Below are 20,042 nucleotides of genomic sequence, written 5' to 3' on the forward strand. Positions count from 1 at the left end.
TGCACGCGTTCTCCGGGGGGTCGCAATCGAGCGGCTGAGATAGAGGTTTCTCCTCTGACCCGTCGAACCTGATCCGGGTCATGCCGGCGAAGGGATGAGTAACGCTATCGGTCCTGACGTCACAGGACCCCTCGCGCCCGACGTCGGCGGACCTCAAACCGTTTGAGGCCGCCATGAACATCCAAGTCACCCCGCCCGCCCTGCCCGAAGAGCCCAATGTCGAGTTGGCTCTGAAAGACGCCCGCGAGGAGGTCATGCGCGAGACCGGAACCATCCCGACCGGCGAACGGGCCGGCAGCCGCAAGGTCTATGTCGCCGGCGAGCTCTATCCCGACATCCGCGTCCCCTTCCGCGAGGTCGCCGTCCACGCATCCGCCAACGAGCCGCCGGTGACCATCTATGATTCATCGGGCCCCTACACCGACCCGACCGTCACGATCGACATCAAGAAGGGCCTGCCCCACGTCAAATCCAGCTGGCAGCGGGATCGCGGCGACATCGCGCCGGTCGCCAATCCGCGCGAGGTCAAGCCCGAGGACAACGGCCATGCGTCCGGCCGCCATCTGGCCCCGCGCTTCGACACCTCCCACCACCGCGTCTTCAAGGGCGTCGAGGGCCGCCCGGTCACCCAGTACGAATACGCCCAGGCCGGCATCATCACGCCAGAGATGGAATATGTCGCCATCCGCGAGAATCTGCGCCGCGAGCAGAACAGCCCCTGCATCCGCGACGGCGAGGACTTCGGCGCCGCCATCCCCGACTTCGTGACGCCCGAATTCGTCCGGCAGGAGATCGCCCGCGGCCGCGCCATCATCCCGCACAACATCAACCACCCCGAGGTCGAGCCGATGATCATCGGCCGCAATTTCCTGGTGAAGATCAACGCCAACATCGGCAACTCGGCCGTTCTCAGCTCCGTGGACGACGAGGTCGACAAGCTGGTCTGGGCCACCCGCTGGGGCGCCGACAACGTCATGGACCTGTCGACGGGCCGCAACATCCACAACATCCGCGACTGGATCATCCGCAACTCCAGCGTCCCCATCGGCACCGTCCCGATCTATCAGGCGCTGGAGAAGGTGAACGGCGTCGCCGAGGACCTGACGTGGGAGGTGTTCCGCGACACCCTGATCGAACAGGCGGAACAGGGCGTGGACTATTTCACCATCCACGCGGGCGTGCGCCTGCCCTTCGTGCCGATGACGGCCAAGCGGGTGACGGGCATCGTCAGCAGAGGCGGCTCCATCATGGCCAAGTGGTGCCTGGCCCACCACAAGGAGAGCTTCCTCTACGAGCATTTCGAGGACATCTGCGACATCATGCGCGCCTATGATGTCAGCTTCAGCCTGGGCGACGGCCTGCGCCCCGGCTCCATCGCCGACGCCAATGACGAGGCCCAGTTCGCCGAGCTGCGCACCCTGGGCGAACTGACCAAGATCGCCTGGGCCAAGGGCTGCCAGGTCATGATCGAGGGCCCCGGCCACGTGCCGATGCACAAGATCAAACAGAATATGGACGAGCAGCTGAAGCACTGCCACGAGGCGCCCTTCTATACGCTTGGCCCGCTGACCACCGACATCGCGCCGGGCTACGACCACATCACATCCGCGATCGGGGCGGCCATGATCGGCTGGTTCGGCACGGCCATGCTCTGCTACGTCACGCCCAAGGAGCACCTGGGCCTGCCGGATCGTCAGGACGTCAAGGACGGCGTCATCACCTACAAGATCGCCGCCCACGCCGCCGACCTGGCCAAGGGCCACCCCGCCGCTCGCGCCCACGACGACGCCCTGTCACGCGCCCGGTTCGAGTTCCGCTGGGAGGATCAGTTCAACCTGGGCCTGGACCCCGAAACCGCCCGCAAATACCACGACGCCACCCTGCCCAAGGAGGCCCACAAGACCGCCCACTTCTGCTCCATGTGCGGTCCCAAGTTCTGCTCGATGAAGATCAGCCAGGACATCCGCAACGCCGCCGCCGCCCAGAACGACGCCGGCGCCTCCCTGTCGGAAGCCGAAGCCGGCATGGCCGAAATGAGCGCGAAGTTCCGCGCCGGCGGCGGGGTGGTGGAGGTGAAGGTGTGACTCAAGGTTGCTGCGCGCTCAACGATCACATAGCGTGGAGATATTAGGTGGGCTGGACGAGTGTATGGCTTTCTGTGGGCAAAGGTGGCAGCCGACACGCTTGGATCGCGTTGTTCAGACCCTAGAAACGAGCACGCGTGTTTCTGAAGTTTCGACGGACGAAGGTCTGGCATTCGTAAAGGGAATGGGTAATCCAGCAGGGCTCGGTAGCCTTATCTCGGAGCTTGTTTGCGCGGAACTGGCGACATGGTTCGGCCTCAAGGTCCCCGATTTTGCAATCGTCCAAGTCGATGATCTCGAGCTTCCCCTAAAGAGCCTTGGCGTCGTGCAGCGAGGGCCTGCGTTCGCCTCGCGCACGGTAGAGTTGCGGACGGCTGATGGCACTGACACGTATTTAAGCAGGCTGCGACGACCTCAAGACCTCGCTAAGTTGGTGCTGTTCGACACTTGGGTTCGGAATGTGGATCGTTGCCCGCCGCTGGATGCGCTTGACCCCTCGCCCAACTATGAAAACCTCACGTTTGCCCCCGCAGGAAAAGCGTATGATGTCGTCGCGATTGACCACACTCACTGCTTCACAGACGGTGAGCTTACGACCGATATTGGCGACCCCGACGTTCAAACAGACGAGCGCATTTACGGCTTCTTTCCGGAATTTCCGCCATTCTTGGAAAACACCAATCTCCATGAGGAGGCCGCCCGGCTCGGTCAGATTGACGACGCCTTTGTCAGGCAGGTAGTGCAATCCATTCCCCAAGAATGGGGGATTACGGTCGGCGAACGAAACATGCTCGCCGAAGTGATCATTTTCCGAGCGCAGTTGGTCTCGCGGGAAGCGCCTCGCACATTGGTCGCCCAACTGGGCTTGGATGTTTAAGAGGAGGACGATGATGCGACATTCTGGCTATTACGCCCTGCTCCAATATAGTCCGCAACCAGAGCGCCAAGAGTTCTTGAACTTCGGCGTTCTGCTCGTCGTCCCCGCTCTAGACTTCGCTGATGTGGCAATAGCGAAGGGTAGTGCACGCATGGAACGCATCTTTGAGGGTATACCGAAGGCACGTTTCGAAGAAGAAAAGCGTGGATTTGGCAATCGAATTAAAATGGAGTTTGCTCGGCGTCGCTCGGTTGAGTCGCTCGATGAACTGTCTCGGAAGCTCGCAAATGATTTTCGGATCTCGGAGTTGAGGTCCGTCGCAGTGGACGACCCCGAGCAGCAACTTCAGCATCTATTCAAGATCCTCGTGGGAGATGAAGAGCCGAAGAAAAAGGCTGCGCGTATTTCGACGCGTATGCGCAATGCGTTTATCGCCAAACGCATCGTTCAGTATTTGGACAATCCTCCCGCAGTAAACATTCCGGAAGCAGGAATTCAGATTAACGCACCCTTCGGTTATCAGAATGGGGCATACAATCTTATCGACGGGGTCAGGATTTCCGGAAACCCTTCGGAGGATATGAAAGAAACTGGCCGCCGGGCTATTGAGGGCGGCCTCCTTTGGAAGCATTTTGAGAACTCTCCAGATAGAAAGCGCTTGATTGTCGTTGGAGATTTCTCGAGGCACGAGGATAAGTTTTACGACGCTGTGGGTGATCTTCTTGAAGAGAACCACGTCCGACTTTACCGTTTGGACAGCCTAGACCCATTGCTCGATGACATCCGCGAGAATGCTGCTCTTCACGGCTAGCGGCCTTACGCACGGCAACGTTTCTAGTTTTTGGATTGGAGTTCGTCTCCAAATTCCCACCGTCGTCCTCCTCGCCGGGCCCAACGGTGCCGTCGGGCGAAATGCCTACACCACATAATCTCAACCACCTCGTCCGGACCACATCGCCTTCGACGCAGGGGCATTCCAGGTCTTCCTTGGACTTCGCCCGGAATGACGAAAGGCAGGGAATGCACAGCTAGCCCGCCTACCTATGCACGACGTCCCTGCCCCGGCCGTTGAAATCCCTCGCCTTTCGCGAAATTGACGGCCTCCACCCTATCACGCTTCGGAGCGGCCTTAGACTGGCGGGGCGTCCTGTGTCGGGCGCGGGGCGACAGGCCGGGGATGGGATGGACGACGACCACAGCTATGACGACGGCGGGTTCGAGGGGCCGCGCGATCCGTTTTACGATGCGATGACCCAGCAGGCGCTGGATCAGATCCGCATCCTGCGCGAGGCGGGCCTGGAGCAGACGTATCGGGACGCCCTGCATCACGATTCCTCGCCCGAGGCCGAGGCGGCCTTCTGGCGCGCGCACGGCCTGCCGATGCACCTGTTGCGGCTGCCCGATCTGGTCACCTCGGACCCCGCCGCGCGCGCGGCCGACCGGGTGCAGAACCGGGGCTATCGCCGCCTGTCGAAAGAGGCGTGGGAGGCGGCGGGCACGGCCTATCTCGCGGGGTCGACGGCCGAGGAGGTCAGCGCCGTCTATGGCATGGCGGTCAGCACCTTTCGCGCCCGCGCCAGGGACGAGGGCTGGCGGCGCGAGGATCAGCCCGATCCGTTGCGCGAGCCGATCGACCTGGAGGCCGAGACGGCCGACGGATTGCCCGACTATGGGGCCATGGCGGCCCACGCCCTGGTGCGGCTGAACCGGGCGCTTCAGGCCGGGCGCGCGCTGGAGGCCGCGCGCTGGGTGCGGCTGCACGCCGACCTGACCCGGATGGCGGCCGCCCCGCCGCCTTCCCCGCCCGCGCCGCCGCCTGCCAAGCCCCCGGCCCAACCCCAGACCCAGGCCAAGGAACCCGACCTGGGCGAACGCGCCGCCGCCGTCGCCGAACAGGTCGGCCAGATCGCCCGCGAAGCCTGCGCCCTCAAACGCGGCGACTACGCCGGCCGCGACGCCCTGATGGCCCGCCTCGAGGCGCTCGACGACCTGAAACCGGCCCCGAGATCAGACGACTTAGACGAAATAGACGGTGTTTTTGCGGGGGCGGCGTCTAAAGCCGAACCGCCGGGCTGAAGGTGAGTCGTGAGGGGTGATTGGTGAGTAGGCGCGCCTCTTTTCACGATTCACCACTCACCATTCACCCCCCTCACACCTCCGACGCGATCTTGCGCAGGGCCTCTTCGAACACCGAGGCCGGCTGGCCGCCCGAGATCAGATATTTGCCCTCGACCACCACGGTCGGGACCGAGGTGATGCCGCGTGCGCGCCACAGGTCTTCGGCCTGGCGCACGGCCTGGGCGTAGCGGCCCGAGGCCAGCACCTCGCCCGCCTCGGCCCGGTCCAGCCCGGCCTTTTCGGCGGCGGTGGTCAGGACCCCGGCGTCGGTCAGGTTCTTGTTCTCGGTGAAGTGGGCGGTGAACAGCGCCTGTTTCAGGGCCTTCTGCCTGTCCGGCGCCGTCTCGTGCGCCCAGTGCAGCAGCCGGTGGGCGTCGAAGGTGTTCCAGATGCGGCTGTCGTCGGTCATGCGCATGTCGAAGCCCACCTCGCCCGCCCGCTCGCGGATCATGGCGCGGTTGGCGGCGGACTGCTCAGGCGACGCGCCGTATTTGCGGCCGATGTGTTCGACGATGTTCTCGCCCTCGGGCGCGATCTGGGGGTTCAGCTCAAACGGCTGAAAGGCGATGTCGGCGGCGATCCCCTCGTCCTTCAGGGCGTCCAGGGCCGTGTCCAGCCCGCCCAGCCCCACCACGCACCAGGGGCAGACGACGTCGGAGACGAAGTCGATCTTCAGGGTCTTGAGCGGAGCGTTCATGGCGCGGCCTTCTGGAACAGCGTGTGTTGCATAAGGATATGGCGACGCCGCGCCGCGCGACAAGTCTCAGCCCAGGCTCAAATCCCGTGGCGGGCGTATCCGGCGCCAGCGCGCCTCCACGAAGGCGAAGGCGCCGAAGGCCATCAGCCCCGCCGCCGTCAGCCCCAGGATCCACGATCCGCCCGGCTGGGCCTCCAGCGCGTCCAGCGCCGCCGCCGTCGTCGTCACCTCGCCCGAGCGCGCATGCAGCCCCGCCAGAACCACGAACACGCCCAAGGGCAGATAGGCGAACCCGCGCGCCGCATAGCCCGCCCGCGCCAGCGCCGTCGCCGTGCCGCAGAAGGCCTTGGGGCAGGCCAGGGCGTCGTCGAAGTCGTCGCGGATGGCCCTGACGATATTGCCCACGCCGACGCCCAGCACCACCAGCCCGGCCCCGATCAGCAGCACCTCGCCGAACGGCATCCCCAGCAGCATGGCCGCCTTCTCCTGGTTCTCGGCTACGCTCTCGGCCTGGGCCGCCGAGGCGTTCGTCGCCTCGCCGAACTCGTCCAGATATTCGAACACCCCCGACGCTAGCACGCCGTAGAACAGACCGCTGACCGCCTGACCCGCCCGGGTCGTCCAGCCCTTCAGGTCGCTGCCCTCGTGATCCGCGTCGAACACCGCCTGCAACACCCGCCAGCCGACGAAGGCCCACAGGCCCAGTCCCAGCAGCACCAGCCAGACCTTGCCGAACGGCTGCTCGGCCAGCCAGCCCGCCGCCCCGCTGGTCCCCACCGCATCGCCGATCCGGTCCGTCGCCGCCAGCAGGGTCAGCGCTCCAGCCGACAGGTAAACGAAGCCTCGCGCCCCATAGCCGACCCGCGCCGCCCATTCGATTAGGGTCGCCAGCGGCGGCAGGCGAAGGGTCTTGGCGGCGTTCATGATGTCTCCCACGTCAGGCCGCCCTAACGCCCCGGCCGAGGCAAAGGCTCCGCTTGTCGCTGTGTCGACATCCGACAGACACCGCCGGGCGTATGCCGCTACGGTTCGCATCGTTGGGAGCCGTTCGCTTGAACATCTACGAGTTTCACTTCTTCGACGAGGCGGATCGCCGTCCGCTGCTCGACTTCTTCGACGGCGCCGATGACGCCACGGCGCTGGAAGCCGCGCGATCGCAGCTGGCCCGCCATGCCTCCTGCGCGGGTGTCGAAGTGCTGGAAGCCGGGCGTCTGGTCGGCCGCGTCACCCGCTGAGCCTCGACTGCGCTCTGCCCGATCGCGTACACAACGCGGTAAAGACACGACTTTTCCCCAGAAAGCCGCGTGACATATAGCAACGCTGTGTCGAGTTTCGACAGACGCCGCGCTCAGATCGCCTTATGCGCGAACTTATGAACCGCCTCTCGCCTGGCAACCGATTGATCCAAGGGCTGAACCCCGACGATCGCGACGCTCTCCTCGCCATCGCCACTCCGGTGGAATTCGCGCCCGGCCATGTGTTCAGCGAGCCTGACGACGCTATCGAACATCTGCATTTCATCGACAGCGGCTTCTGCTCCTCGGTCGCGGTGCTGGAAGACGGCCGCACCGTGGAGACTGTCATGATCGGGCGCGAAGGCGTGCTGGGCGTCGTCGCCTCGGTCGTGCCGCACCATGCCCACACCCGCAGCGTGGCCCAGGTCGCCGGGACGGCGCGCCGGGTGGACGCCGCCAAGTTCCGCGCCCTGTCGGCTCAACGGCCGGGCGTTCGTGACGCCGTCGCCGAATACATGGCCCGACTTCAGGGCGAGTTGGAGCAGTCGGCCGCTTGCAACGCTCTGCACCACGCCGGGCAGCGGTTCGCCAAATGGCTGCTGCGCTGCCACGACCGGGTCGAGGGCGACACCCTGAACCTGACGCAGGAGTATCTGGCCTCCATGCTGGGCTCGCAGCGGACCACGGTGAACGAGGCGGCGCAGGGGCTTCAAAAGGCGGGAGCCATCGCCTATTCGCGCGGCCGGATCACGGTGCTTGATCGCGCCGCCTTGGAACGGGCGGCCTGCGAATGCTACCGCCGGGGCGGAGACCGGCAGGCCTAGTCGACCTGGGCGGCCGGCAGTTCGAGCACCGCCTTCAACCCGCCCATGTCGCTGTCCGACAGCATCAGCCGCCCGCCGTAGGCGCGCGTCAGGTCGTCCACGATCGACAGGCCCAGGCCCGACCCCGGCGCGCTTTCGTCCAGCCGCGCGCCGCGCTGCATGACCGTATCGCGCTGATCCGCTGGCAGGCCCGTTCCGTCGTCTTCGACCACCAGGATCATCTGGCCCAGGCCGCTGCCGCCCGCGGAGACGCGCACCCGGCGCCTGGAGAACTTGGCGGCGTTTTCGATCAGATTGCCCAGGATTTCCTGCAAATCCTGACGCTCGCCCAGGAAGGACAGGCTGTCTGGGGCGCGCCAGTCGATCTCGACGTTCTTGTCGCGGAACACCTGTTCGATCATCACCGCCAACTCGTCCAGCACCTCGGCGACGGGCGTCGTCTCGCCCAGACCGTGAGCGGCGCGGGCGGCGGCGCGGGCGCGGCGCAGGTGGTGATCGACCTGGCCCTGCATGATCTTGGTCTGGCGTCGCACCAGCTCTGGCAGATCGCCCTCGCTCGTCCCCGCCTCGGCCAGCATGACGGAGATCGGCGTCTTCAGCGCATGGGCCAGATTGCCGACGTGGGTGCGCTGGCGATCCACGACCTCCTGATTGTGATCCAGCAGGCGGTTCACCTGCTCGGCCAGGGGCTGGATTTCCTGAGGATAGGAGCGACCGATCCGGGCGGACTTGCCCTTGCGTACGTCCGCGATCTCGTTGCGAAGGTCGAACAGGGGACGCAGGCCGATGCGCACCTGGATGAACACCGCCGATACCAGTCCCAGCCCCAGGATCAGAAAGGCGATCCAGGTCACGCGCGCGAACTGGCGCGTGTCGGCGTCGACGTCGGAACGATCCAGCGCCGCGATGAAGATGACCGGATGTTCGTGCCGGGGAATGGACTTCATGCTGGCGGCGACGCGCAGCGGCTCGCGCGTCTCGGCGTCGTCCTTGGGGCCGGTGGTGTTGAAGGTGATGACGTCGCCGAAGGCCGCATCCAGGCGCGCGGGCAGGTCGGCGGGCAGTGCCAGGTCATAGCGCCACAGCGAGGTCGAACGCGCCAGGCTGACCAGCTGTCCGTCGGGGCGAACCTCCATGATCTGCCAGTATTTGCCCGACAGCAGCCGCAGAGTTCTGGCGTCCTGGATCTGCGGAATGGCTTCACCCTGCGGCGTGCGGCTGGCGCCGACCACGATCTCGTCGATCGTCTCATTCAGCATGGCGCCCAGACGCCGCAGGGCGGATTCCTGAAAGGCCTGGGTCAGCACCAGCGCTGAAATGACCAGAGCGACCACGATCCAAGCCGAGGCCAGCCAGATCAGCCGGCGGGTCAAAGAGCGACCGGGGCGACCGAACCAGCGCCCCCAGTCGTGGAGCCCGTCGGCGTTGGGTTTCGAAGCCGTCGCCTCGGTCACGCCGGGTCGGATTCGCCCGCCAGCGGCGTCAGCCGATAGCCGAGACCACGCACGGTCTCGATCCGATCCGATCCGACCTTCTTGCGCACCCGGCCGATGAAGACCTCGATGGTGTTGGAATCGCGGTCGAAGTCTTGGTCGTAGAGGTGTTCGACCAGTTCGGTGCGGCTGATGACGCGCCCCTGATGCATCATCATGTAGTGCAACAGCCGGTATTCCAGCGAGGTCAGGCGCAGGGGCTCGCCATTGACGCTGGCCCGCGCTGCGCGGGGATCCAGCCGCAAGCCGCCGCACGACAGGGTCGCCGAGGCGATGCCCGCCGAGCGGCGCAGCAGCGCCCGCAGACGCGCCAGCAGCTCCTCGGTATGGAAGGGCTTGGTCAGATAGTCGTCAGCGCCGGCGTCGAAGCCCGCCACCTTGTCCGACCAGGCGCCGCGCGCCGTCAGGATCAGGACCGGCGTCGTCTTGCCCTCGCGCCGCCAGCGCTCCAGCACCGACACGCCGTCGATCTTGGGCAGGCCCAGATCAAGGACGATGACGTCATAAGGCTCGTTCTCGCCCAGATAATGAGCTTCCTCGCCGTCCGGCGCATGATCCACGGCATAACCTGCGTCGCCCAGCGCCGCCCTAAGCTGACGCGACAGATCCGCATCGTCCTCGACAAGAAGCACGCGCATCAGTTCGGCCTGCGACGTTGATTGTTGTTGTCAGGACGCGCCTGTCCGGTCTGGCCGTCGACCACGACCTCCCGCACGCGTCCGTCGCGTTCGACCAGGACGGAATAGTTGCCGTCGCGGCGCGGTTGGGTGTCGATGGGGCGACCGCCGCCGGCCTCGCCGCCACGACGACGGGCCTCGTCGGGACTGACGCGCGGACCACGGTCCTGCGAGCGCTGGTCCTGATCGCGCGACTGGGCCTGCGCCGACGTCGTCATGACGGGCGCGAAGGCCAGACCGAGAGCCAGGGCCAGGGCCGGAGGGGCGATCAGGAGAGGGGCGGGTTTACGAAACATGGTGACCGATCTAGTCCCGATCATCTGAACGGGCGCTGAATACGTCGTATAGTTTAAAGCGAACGCTGCTCCAAACCGGCGACCAATCCTGAAGACGGCGTCCTGACGTCTTTTTCATCCAGATGAACCGAACCTGATCGATCCTGTTCAGAACCGGCTCAGTCGCCGGGTGCTCAAATCGCCTCATCGCTGGTCACCCCGACCGGCAGAACATTTGAGGAGATCGCCATGCGCAAGCTCATCGTCCCCGCCATCGCCCTGGCCGCCGCCTCGGTCGCCGCGCCGTCCTTCGCTCAATCCTATCACCACCGCCCGGCACCGCCCCACCACGCCAGCTATGGCTCGTGGCAGTCGATCAACGCCCGCCAGGCCAACCTGGACCGCCGCATCGACCAGGGCTACCGCAATGGCCAACTGAGCCGCCGCGAGGCCACCCGTCTGCGCGGAGAGTTCAACAGCCTGCTGCGCCTGGAAGCCAACTACCGCCGCGGCGGCCTGACCGCCTGGGAACGCCAGGACCTGGACCGTCGCTTCGACCGCCTCTCGGCCCAGATCCGCTATGAACGCCGCGATTACGACAACCGTCGGGGCTGATCATCTCGACGAAGACACCTGGAAGCGCGGCCGCAAGGCCGCGCTTTTCTTATTTGATCTGAAGCCAAACGGCCGGGCGCTGCGCGGCGCATCCTCAAGCACGCCCTTGCTTCAGAAGGTCGGGTTGCGGGCGCTTCAAATGTCGCCAGCGCTGCGACCGACCCAGCTTCCTTAGTTTTATGAATCCTTTAGGTCGGCGGCCCGGACTCGCATCGCGCCATTATGCCGCCCGGTGGTCTGTTCCCCGCTCGAACTTGAGCGAGGAGGCCGGATTGGCCGATGTGATTTTTCTGGCGGTGGGTGCGGGGGCGTTCGCCGTCTTCGCCTTGCTGGCCACAGCGTTGAAACGGGTGTGACGATGATCGCCATGCTCTGGGGGGCGGGGGCGCTGGTCGTCGCCGTATACATGGTCGCGGCGCTGCTGCGGCCCGAGCGGTTCTAAGGGACCGGGACTAAAATCATGAACATTCAAGGATGGGGCGAGATCGCCCTGACCCTTGGGCTGGCCGTAATGCTCGGCTGGCCCATCGGCGTTTATATGTCGCGCGTCTGGAATGGCGAGCGGACCTGGCTGGATCCGGTGCTGAAGCCGGTCGAGGCCGTCTTCTACGGCGCGGCAGGCGTCGATCCGAAACGCAGCCAGGGCTGGCTGGGATACGCCGGCGCCCTTTTGGCCTTCAATCTGGCGGGCTTTGTCCTGCTGTACGCGATCTTGCGTCTGCAGGGCGTGCTGCCGCTGAACCCGCAAGGGTTCGCGGGCGTGTCGCCGCATCTGGCCTTCAACACCGCCGTCAGCTTCGTGACCAACACCAACTGGCAGAGCTATGGCGGGGAGGCGACCCTGTCGACCTTCACCCAGATGGTCGGCCTGACTGTGCAGAACTTCGTCTCGGCGGCGACGGGCGCGACGATCGCGGCGGCCCTGGCGCGGGCCTTCGTCGCCAATCGCGGCGAGGGCGTCGGCAACTTCTGGGCCGACCTGACACGCACGACCCTTTATGTCCTGCTGCCCGCCGCCCTGATCCTGGCCGTGGCCCTGTCGGCTCTCGGCATCGTTCAGAGCCTGGCGGCCCATGTGACGGCGACCGGCGTCGAGGGCGGATCCCAGACCTTGCCGCTGTTCCCGGCGGCCAGCCAGGTGGCGATCAAACAGCTGGGCATCAACGGCGGCGGCGTCTTCAACGTCAACGGCGCCCATCCGTTCGAGAACCCGAACGCCATCACCAATCTGCTGACCGCCGTGGCGATCAACGTCATGGGCTGGGCGGCCTTCTTCGCCTTCGGTCGCACCGCCATGGCGGGACGCGACATCCGCGCCCTGGCGGCGGCCGCCCTGATCCTGCTGAGCGCCGCCAGCGCGGCCATGTATGTGATCGAGACCCAGCCGGCCCCATCCCTGGTCGCCGCCCAAGTGGACGCCTCGGTCAATATGGAGGGCAAGGAGGTCCGCTTCAGCGCGCCCGCCTCCACCGTCTGGTCCGTCGTCACGACCGGCGCCTCGAACGGCTCGGTCAACTCGATGCACGCCAGCTACATGCCGCTGGGCGGAGCCTTGCAAATGTTCCTGATGCAGTTGGGCGAGATCTTGCCGGGCGGGATCGGTTCGGGCATCGCCATCATGGTGGTGATGGCCCTGCTGTCGGTCTTCGTCGCCGGCCTCATGGTCGGGCGGACGCCGGAATATCTGGGCAAGAAGATCGAGGCGCGCGAGATCCAGTTCGCCATGATCGCGGTGCTGATCCTGCCGCTGGCGGTGCTGGGGTTCTCGGCGATCTCAGCCGTCTTCCCGACGGCGCTTGCGGGCCTGCTGAACAAGGGGCCGCACGGGTTGTCGGAGATCCTCTACGCCTACACCTCGGCGGCGGCGAACAACGGCTCGGCCTTTGCGGGTCTGACCGCCAACGCCCCCTGGTGGAACACGACCCTGGGTCTGGGCATGCTGTTCGGGCGGTTCATTCCGGCCGTCGCCGTCCTGGCCATCGCCGGCAGTCTGGTGGTCAAGCCCAAGCTGGCGCCCAGCCCCGGCACCCTGCCGACCGACAACGGCCTGTTCATCGGCCTGCTGATCGGCGTGATCCTCATCCTCGGCGGCCTGCAGTTCCTGCCCGCCCTCGCCCTGGGACCGATCGTCGAGCACTTCCAGGTGCTCGCGGCGGTCGCCGGCGCCTGATCCTTCGGACATCCTGACATGACACAAGTAACTCTGGATCCCCGCGAGGGCGGCCGTGCGTCGCCTCTCGCGGGCGGCCTCTCGGGACAGATGATCGGACGCGCGGTTGGCGACGCCTTCGTCAAGTTGAACCCTGTAAAGCTGATCAACAATCCGGTCATCTTCACCACCTGGATCGTGGCGCTTCTGTCCACGCTCTCGGCGGCTGCGGCCATCGCGAGCGGTCAGTCAGCGGGCTTTGCGGTACAGCTGGCGCTGTGGCTATGGGCCACGGTCCTGTTCGCCAATGTCGCCGAAAGCATCGCTGAAGGGCGGGGCAAGGCGGCGGCCGATTCGCTGCGCGCCACCCGCGTCACGACCAAGGCCAAGCTGATCGTCGATCCGAAGACCGGCAGCGTGGTCCCCACCAATGCTTCGGAGCTTGAGGTCGGGTCGATCATCCTGGTCGAAGCCGGCGACGTGATCGCCTCGGACGGCGAAATCATCGAGGGCGTCGCCTCGGTCAACGAGGCCGCTATCACCGGCGAGAGCGCCCCGGTTATCCGCGAAAGCGGCGGCGACCGGTCCGCCGTGACCGGCGGCACCACCGTCGTCTCGGACTGGATCAAGGTGCGCATCACCGCCAAGCCCGGCTCGACCTTCCTCGACCGCATGATCGCCATGGTCGAGGGCGCGGACCGCAGGAAGACGCCGAACGAGCTGGCCCTGGCCGTGCTGCTGGCCGGCCTGACCCTGATCTTCCTGATCGCGGTCGTGACCCTGGTGGGCCTGGGCGCCTATTCCGGCGTCGATCTGGACCCGATGGTGCTGGGCGCCCTGTTCATCACCCTGATCCCGACCACGATCGGGGGCCTGCTGTCCGCCGTCGGCATCGCCGGCATGGACCGGTTGCTGAAGGTGAACGTGCTGGCCACCTCGGGCCGTGCGGTGGAGGCGGCAGGCGACGTCGACACCCTGCTGCTCGACAAGACCGGCACCATCACCTTCGGCAACCGCATGGCGACCGAAGTCATCCCGGTTCCGGGCGTGCGCCCCGAGGCCGCCCTGGCCGCCGCCGTCATGGCGTCGCTCGCCGACGAGACGCCCGAGGGCCGCTCCATCGTCGAGCTGGGCCGCAACGCCGGCGTCTCGGTCGATCAGCCGGCCGGCGCCGTCGCCATTCCCTTCACCGCCGTCACCCGCCAGTCGGGCCTGGACGTCGGCAAGGACAGCTGGCGCAAGGGCGCGGTCGATGCGGTGCTGAAGGATCTGAACCTGACGGACGGTTCGGCCCCGGGCGAGTTCCGCCAGGCTGTGGACCGGATCGCCCGTTCGGGCGGCACGCCCCTGGCCGTGACCCAGAACGGCGCCCTGGTCGGCGTCATCCATCTGAAGGACGTGGTCAAGCCGGGCGTGAAGGCGCGCTTCGCCGACCTGCGCCGGATGGGCCTGCGCACCGTGATGATCACCGGCGACAATCCGGTGACGGCCGCAGCCATCGCTTCCGAAGCCGGGGTGGACGACTACCTCGCCGAGGCCACGCCCGAGGACAAGATGCGCCTGATCAAGGCCGAACAGGCCAAGGGTCGTCTGGTCGCCATGTGCGGCGACGGGGCCAACGACGCCCCGGCCCTGGCCCAGGCCGATGTCGGCGTGGCCATGCAGACCGGCGCCCAGGCCGCGCGCGAGGCCGGCAACATGGTCGATCTGGACAGCGACCCGACCAAGGTCATCGAGATCGTCGAGGTCGGCAAGCAACTGCTGATCACGCGCGGCGCCCTGACGACCTTCTCGGTCGCCAACGACGTGGCCAAATATTTCGCCATCATCCCGGCGATGTTCGTGGTCGCCCTGCCATCGCTCGGCGCGCTGAACGTCATGCGTCTGCACAGCCCTGAGAGCGCCATCCTGTCGGCGGTGATCTTCAACGCCCTGGTCATCGTCGCCCTGATCCCGCTGGCGCTGAAGGGCGTCAAATACCGGGCCATCGGCGCCGGCGCGCTTCTGGGTCGCAACCTGCTGATCTACGGCCTGGGCGGCCTGATCGCCCCGTTCGTCGGCATCAAGCTGATCGACCTGCTCATCTCCGGCCTGGGTCTGGCGTGATGCGTCGGGAGGTCTCTCGCATCCTGCAACTCGTCGTGGCGGTGCTGGTCATCGCCGTGATGTGGGGCGTGGCGACGCTGCAGCAGACCGATCCGCGCACCCGCTCCAACCCCATGGCCATTCATCCTGTTCGAATAGAGAAACCCAATGCGTAAATCCTTCTCCAACGCCTCGGGCCGCAACGACGCCTGGTTCGCCGCCGCCTGTATCGTCGGTCTCGCCGGTCTGGGCCTGTGCAGCGAAGCCAAGGCCCAGGACGTGTCGGCTAACGTCGCCGTCACCTCCGACTACGTCTTTCGCGGTGTCAGCCAGACCCAGGAAAACCCCGCCCTTTCGGCCGGCGTCGATCTGACCAGGAACGGCTTCTACGCCGGCGGCTGGGCCTCCAACGTCGATTTCGGCGACGACACGGACGCCGAGGTCGATCTGTATGCCGGCTATCGGCCCGAGGTCGCCGGCTATGCGCTGGACTTCGGGGTGATCGGCTATCTCTACGCTGGCCAGCCCGACGGCGCCGACTATGACTATGTCGAGTTCAAAGCCGCCGCTTCGCGCGCCTTTGGCCCGGCCACCCTGGGCGCCGCCGTCTATTATTCGCCCGACTTCTTCGGCGCGGCCGAGGACGAGGCGACCTATGCCGAGGTCAACGGCGCGGTCAGCCCTGCCGACAAATGGACCCTCTCGGGCGCCGTCGGCCGTCAGTGGGTGTCGTCGGACCTGGACTACACCACCTGGAACCTGGGCGCGGCCTATCAGCTGACCGACAATCTGGCGGTGGACCTGCGTTATCACGACACCGATCAACACGACTTCGGCGACATCTACGGCGCACGCGCCGTAGCCACGCTGAAGGCGACCTTCTGAGGCGACGGCCATGGTCAACCAACTTCGCCCGGCCCTCGTCATGACGGCCTTGTTCACCCTGCTGCTGGGCCTGGCCTATCCGCTGGTCGTCACCGGCATCGCCCAGGTCGCCTTCCCGGACCAAGCCAACGGCAGCCTGGTGCGCGACGCCGGCGGGCAGGTCGTCGGCTCGTCCCTGATCGGCCAGCCTTTCGTTGGCGCGACCTATCTGCATCCGCGCCCGTCGGCGGCGGGCGACGGCTATGACGCCGCCGCCTCGTCCGGCTCCAACATGGGGCCGCTGAACCCGGACCTGGCCGCCCGCGTCGCCGAAAGCGCCCAGGCCATCCGCGCTGAGGACGGTCCGGGTATCATCCCCGCCGATGCGGTGACGACCTCGGGTTCCGGTCTCGACCCGGACGTGTCTCCGGCCTACGCTCGGCTTCAGGCCGCGCGGATCGCCCGCGCCAGAGGCGTTTCCGTGCAGCAGGTCCAGAGCATCATCGACGCGCACATCGAGGGGGCCTTCCTCGGCTTCATCGGCCAGCCGCACGTCAATGTGCTGATGACCAACCGCGCGCTGGACGCCCGCTTCGGCGCGGAGGGCTGATTGCCCGAAACGGCGCCCGAAACGCCCGCGAGTTCAGCCGCTCCGCGCCGCAAGCGCGGGCGGCTGAAGGTGTTTCTGGGCATGTCGCCCGGCGTGGGCAAGACCTATGAGATGCTCCGCGCCGCGCGCCGTCGAAAGGCCGAGGGTCTGGACGTCGTCGTCGGCGTGGTCGAGACCCACGGCCGCAAGGAGACGATGAGCCTGCTGCGCGGGCTCGACGTCATGCCGCGCGCGCCCATTGAACACCGCGACCGCGCCTTGATGGAGTTCGACCTCGACGGCGCCCTGGCGCGACGGCCCGAACTGTTGCTGGTCGACGAATACGCCCACTCCAACGCGCCCGGTTCGCGCCATCCCAAGCGCTGGCAGGACGTGGAGGAACTACGCGACGCCGGCATCGACGTCTGGACCACGCTGAATATCCAGCATCTGGAAAGCCTGTCCGACGTCATTTTGCGCATCACCGGCGTACGCCAGCGCGAGGCGGTGCCCGACAGCGTCTTGACCGGCGCCGACGACATCGAGGTCATCGACATCACGCCCGAGGACCTGCGGGCGCGTCTGGCCGAGGGCAAGGTCTATGTGCCCGAGACGGCGCGGCTGGCGTCCGAGAACTTCTTCAAGATCGAGAACCTGACGGCCCTGCGCGAACTGGCCCTGCGGCGCGCGGCCCAGACGGTGGACGACCAGCTTCTGACCCACCTGCGCGAACGGGGCGTATCAGGGCCGTGGGCGGCGAACGAGCGGATCCTGGTTCTGGTCGGCGGCGACGCCATGACCGCCTCCCTGGTGCGGACCGGTCGGCGGATGTCGGACATGATGATGGACGCCCCATGGTCGGTCGCCCATGTCGAGCGGCCCAGCGGATCACGCGCCGACGCCCGGTCGGCGGGACGATTGTCCGAGGCTTTCAAACTGGCCGAACAACTGGGCGGGCGGCCCGTGACCATCAGCGGCGACGACGTGGTGCGCGCCGTGCTGGATCACGCCCACCGCAACAACGTCACCCAGATCGTCATCGGCAAGACGCGCGGCGGGCGGTTCGCCGAATGGACCGGCCGGGCCCTGGCGACCGAACTGCTCCGCAAGGCCCAGGGCGTCGCCGTCCACGTCGTGACCGAGGGCGATCTGGCCGTGCCCGAATCGGCGGCCAAGTCGGGCGTCCGGGCGGCGCTGGACTGGCGCGGTTATCCGGCCGGGGCGGGGTTCGTCCTGGCGGCGACGGGCGCAGCCCTGTTGCTGGACACCCGGTTCGAGCGGGTCGATCTGGGCGTCATTTATCTGGCGGCGGTGGTGGCGGCGGGGGTGCTGAACGGTCTGCGGCCTGCGCTGGCGGCGGCGACCCTGGCCTTTTTGACCTACAACTTCCTGTTCCTTCAGCCGCGCTACAGCTTCCTGATCGGTTCGCCGACCGACTTCCTGACCTTGGTCCTTTTCTGGGGCGTGGCCCTGGGCACAGGCGCCCTGGCGGGGCGGGTGCGCGAACAGGCCAGAGCCGCCCAGCGGCGCGCCGCCGCCGTCTCGGCCCTGCTGGCCGCCAGCCAGACCCTGTCGGCGGGCCAGGATCGTGCGACCACGGCCCGCAGCCTGGCCGAACAGGCGTCAGCCGCCGCCGGAGCGGGCGCCGTCGTCCTTCTGCCCGACGGCGAGGACATCGTACTGACGGCGGCCAGCCCCGAGGGCGTGACCCTGGCCCCCGACGCCATGGCCGCCGCCCGCTGGGCCTGGACCCACGGCGAGGTGACGGGCCACGGCACCGGCACCCTGCCGCAGACTCACTGGCGGTTTCAGCCCTTGCAGGGCGTGCGCGGCCGGGCCGGCGTGGCGGGCATCGATGCCTCGGCCGTGGCGGCGGGCTCGGACGAGGAACGTCTGGCCATGGCCCTGCTGGACCAGGGCGCCGTGGCGCTGGAGCGCGCCGATCTGGCCGGTCAGGCGCTGGAGACCGAGACCCTGCGCCGCGCCGATCGTTTCCGCGCGGCCTTGATGAACTCGGTCAGCCACGACCTGCGCACGCCCCTGTCCACCGTCCTGGGCTCGGCGACGACCCTGATCGACTATGGCGCAACCCTGAAGCCCGAGGTCCGCGACGACCTGCTGCTCAGCATCCGCGAGGAGGCCGAACGCCTGTCTCGCTATGTCGGCGACCTCTTGGACATGACCCGGCTGGAGGGCGGCGGCCTGAACGTGCGCACCGACTGGAGCGATGTGCGCGACATCCTGAACGCCGCCGCCGACCGGGTGTCCCGCCGCCTGGGCCACCGCAAGGTCACGCGCGATTTTCCGGCTCAGCTCAGCATGATCGAGGCCGATCCGGGTCTGCTGGAACAGGCCGTGGTCAACATCCTGGAAAACGCCATCGCCTACAGTCCCGACGGCACGACCATCGAACTGGCCGCCTATGAGGATCGCGGCGCGGTCGTCATCTCCATCGAGGACGAGGGACGCGGCATCCCGACCGCCGAGCTGGAACGGGTGTTCGACAAATTCCGCCGCATGGAGGAGTCCACCGATCGCGCCAAGGGGGCGGGTTTGGGCCTGGCCATCGCCAAGGGGTTCGTCGAGGCCATGCGCGGCCGTATCGCCGCCGCCAGCCCGATCCAGGACGACGCCGACGGCAAGCGCGGCACCCGCATCCTGATCAGCCTGCCCAAGTCCATCGCCACCCACCCGGATCTGCTGTGATGTCCGCCGTTCGCCCCCAGGTTCTGGTCATCGACGACGAGCCGCAGATCCACCGCTTCCTGGCGCCTGCCCTGGACGCCGCCGGCTATGAACCCCGCCGCGCCGACAGCGGTCAGGAGGGCCTGCGCGCCATCGCCCTGTGGAGCCCCGACGCCGTGGTTCTGGACCTCGGCCTGCCCGACATGGACGGCAAGGATGTTCTGACGCGGGCGCGCGACTTCTATCAGGGGCCGATCATCGTCCTGTCCGCCCGCGACCGCGAGGCCGAGAAGATCACGGCCCTGGACCTGGGCGCCAACGACTATGTCGAAAAGCCGTTTGGCGTCGGCGAACTGCTGGCGCGCATCCGGGCAGGTCTGCGTCAGGGCGCGCTGAGGCCGGTCGCGGGCGGGGTGGTTACGGCCGGCGATGTCGTCATCGACCTGGACCGCCGCATCGTCACCCGCGCCGGCGAGCGGGTGAAGCTGCGCCCCAAGGAATACGACGTCCTGGCCTACCTCGCCCGCAACGCCGGCAAGGTCCTGGGTCATGCCGACCTGCTCAAGACCATCTGGGGCGCCGGCCACGCCGATGACGTTCAATATCTGCGCGTCGTCGTGGGCCAGCTCCGGCACAAGCTGGAAGCCGATCCGGCCCAGCCCGTCCTTCTCGTGACCGAACCGGGCGTGGGGTACCGACTGGCGGACTGAGCCCTTCGACGAGAGGTTTCGACTGTCTTTTCCGATGCAGCCTCATAAAGGCCGGCGCGTTGTCT

General features: G+C 66.9%; 20 protein-coding genes and 1 riboswitch. Of the genes, 15 read left to right on the plus strand and 5 right to left on the minus strand.

What is annotated here, in order from left to right; all coding sequences use genetic code 11:
• Window positions 1–3 precede the first annotated feature (3 nt).
• A riboswitch (TPP riboswitch) is annotated at window positions 4–113 on the plus strand.
• 141 nt (window positions 114–254) lie between these two features.
• The 4 genes from thiC (at window position 255) to ASF81_RS06675 (ending at window position 5,037) form a co-directional block, all read left to right on the plus strand.
• Entirely contained in the window at window positions 255–2,084 is a 1,830-nt protein-coding gene (gene thiC, locus ASF81_RS06660; protein WP_082503487.1) for a phosphomethylpyrimidine synthase ThiC, read from the plus strand.
• Between the two features lie 100 nt (window positions 2,085–2,184).
• Window positions 2,185–2,961, plus strand: coding sequence for a HipA family kinase (locus ASF81_RS06665; protein WP_156363165.1), 777 nt, complete (start codon window positions 2,185–2,187; stop codon window positions 2,959–2,961).
• 10 nt (window positions 2,962–2,971) lie between these two features.
• Complete coding sequence (locus ASF81_RS06670) at window positions 2,972–3,772, plus strand: DUF3037 domain-containing protein (protein ID WP_162237579.1); 801 nt, start codon at window positions 2,972–2,974, stop codon at window positions 3,770–3,772.
• Window positions 3,773–4,143: 371 nt separating this feature from the next.
• Window positions 4,144–5,037, plus strand: a complete 894-nt coding sequence (locus ASF81_RS06675; protein ID WP_055806569.1) for a hypothetical protein — start codon at window positions 4,144–4,146, stop codon at window positions 5,035–5,037.
• 73 nt (window positions 5,038–5,110) lie between these two features.
• Here the strand turns inward: ASF81_RS06675 and ASF81_RS06680 are convergent, their stop codons facing one another.
• Window positions 5,111–5,776: a DsbA family oxidoreductase gene (locus ASF81_RS06680; protein ID WP_055806572.1), complete on the minus strand. Its 666-nt coding sequence runs from the start codon at window positions 5,774–5,776 to the stop codon at window positions 5,111–5,113.
• Window positions 5,777–5,842: 66 nt separating this feature from the next.
• The gene (locus ASF81_RS06685; RefSeq protein ID WP_055807006.1) at window positions 5,843–6,700 is read right to left on the minus strand and encodes a DUF1206 domain-containing protein; all 858 of its coding nucleotides are present in this window, start codon (window positions 6,698–6,700) and stop codon (window positions 5,843–5,845) included.
• Between the two features lie 128 nt (window positions 6,701–6,828).
• Here ASF81_RS06685 and ASF81_RS06690 point away from each other — a divergent pair, with 128 nt between their 5' ends.
• Window positions 6,829–7,011, plus strand: coding sequence for a hypothetical protein (locus ASF81_RS06690; RefSeq protein WP_055806575.1), 183 nt, complete (start codon window positions 6,829–6,831; stop codon window positions 7,009–7,011).
• 125 nt (window positions 7,012–7,136) lie between these two features.
• Window positions 7,137–7,835 carry a Crp/Fnr family transcriptional regulator gene (locus ASF81_RS06695; protein ID WP_055806578.1) on the plus strand — a complete coding sequence of 233 codons (699 nt, stop codon included), beginning with the start codon at window positions 7,137–7,139 and terminating at the stop codon, window positions 7,833–7,835.
• On the opposite strand, the gene ASF81_RS06700 is transcribed toward ASF81_RS06695, so the two are convergent.
• From ASF81_RS06700 to ASF81_RS06710, 3 genes are read right to left on the minus strand one after another with little or no spacing between them, the layout of a single operon-like run.
• On the minus strand, window positions 7,832–9,289 hold the full coding sequence (locus ASF81_RS06700; RefSeq protein ID WP_082503477.1) for a sensor histidine kinase: 1,458 nt from the start codon (window positions 9,287–9,289) through the stop codon (window positions 7,832–7,834). The genes ASF81_RS06695 and ASF81_RS06700 overlap by 4 nt on opposite strands.
• A complete protein-coding gene (locus ASF81_RS06705) occupies window positions 9,286–9,966 on the minus strand; it encodes a response regulator transcription factor (RefSeq protein ID WP_055806580.1) in 681 nt (226 codons plus the stop codon). The genes ASF81_RS06700 and ASF81_RS06705 overlap by 4 nt, the downstream gene beginning before the upstream one ends.
• Window positions 9,966–10,301, minus strand: a complete 336-nt coding sequence (locus ASF81_RS06710) for a hypothetical protein (protein ID WP_055806585.1) — start codon at window positions 10,299–10,301, stop codon at window positions 9,966–9,968. Before ASF81_RS06710 ends, ASF81_RS06705 begins: the two co-directional genes overlap by 1 nt.
• Window positions 10,302–10,529: 228 nt before the next feature.
• Here ASF81_RS06710 and ASF81_RS06715 point away from each other — a divergent pair, with 228 nt between their 5' ends.
• The 9 genes from ASF81_RS06715 to ASF81_RS06745 all read left to right on the plus strand — a co-directional run bounded on the left by ASF81_RS06715 (window position 10,530) and on the right by ASF81_RS06745 (window position 19,977).
• Entirely contained in the window at window positions 10,530–10,895 is a 366-nt protein-coding gene (locus ASF81_RS06715) for a hypothetical protein (protein WP_055806587.1), read from the plus strand.
• A gap of 367 nt (window positions 10,896–11,262) precedes the next feature.
• Window positions 11,263–11,337: a potassium-transporting ATPase subunit F gene (locus tag ASF81_RS15640; protein WP_368731202.1), complete on the plus strand. Its 75-nt coding sequence runs from the start codon at window positions 11,263–11,265 to the stop codon at window positions 11,335–11,337.
• 18 nt (window positions 11,338–11,355) lie between these two features.
• The gene (kdpA, locus tag ASF81_RS06720) at window positions 11,356–13,065 is read left to right on the plus strand and encodes a potassium-transporting ATPase subunit KdpA (RefSeq protein ID WP_055806592.1); all 1,710 of its coding nucleotides are present in this window, start codon (window positions 11,356–11,358) and stop codon (window positions 13,063–13,065) included.
• An 18-nt stretch (window positions 13,066–13,083) separates the two neighbouring features.
• Window positions 13,084–15,150, plus strand: coding sequence for a potassium-transporting ATPase subunit KdpB (gene kdpB, locus ASF81_RS06725; protein ID WP_055806594.1), 2,067 nt, complete (start codon window positions 13,084–13,086; stop codon window positions 15,148–15,150).
• Window positions 15,150–15,305 carry a hypothetical protein gene (locus tag ASF81_RS15010; protein WP_156363166.1) on the plus strand — a complete coding sequence of 52 codons (156 nt, stop codon included), beginning with the start codon at window positions 15,150–15,152 and terminating at the stop codon, window positions 15,303–15,305. Before kdpB ends, ASF81_RS15010 begins: the two co-directional genes overlap by 1 nt.
• On the plus strand, window positions 15,298–16,014 hold the full coding sequence (locus ASF81_RS06730) for a TorF family putative porin (protein WP_055806597.1): 717 nt from the start codon (window positions 15,298–15,300) through the stop codon (window positions 16,012–16,014). The genes ASF81_RS15010 and ASF81_RS06730 overlap by 8 nt, the downstream gene beginning before the upstream one ends.
• Window positions 16,015–16,024: 10 nt before the next feature.
• Window positions 16,025–16,603: a K(+)-transporting ATPase subunit C gene (kdpC, locus tag ASF81_RS06735; protein WP_055806600.1), complete on the plus strand. Its 579-nt coding sequence runs from the start codon at window positions 16,025–16,027 to the stop codon at window positions 16,601–16,603.
• Window positions 16,604–19,288: a sensor histidine kinase KdpD gene (locus ASF81_RS06740; protein ID WP_055806603.1), complete on the plus strand. Its 2,685-nt coding sequence runs from the start codon at window positions 16,604–16,606 to the stop codon at window positions 19,286–19,288.
• Complete coding sequence (locus ASF81_RS06745; protein WP_055806606.1) at window positions 19,288–19,977, plus strand: response regulator; 690 nt, start codon at window positions 19,288–19,290, stop codon at window positions 19,975–19,977. The genes ASF81_RS06740 and ASF81_RS06745 overlap by 1 nt, the downstream gene beginning before the upstream one ends.
• Window positions 19,978–20,042: the final 65 nt, after the last annotated feature.

The sequence above is a fragment of the Brevundimonas sp. Leaf168 genome, assembly GCF_001423685.1.
Classification (GTDB): Bacteria; Pseudomonadota; Alphaproteobacteria; order Caulobacterales; family Caulobacteraceae; genus Brevundimonas; species Brevundimonas vesicularis_C.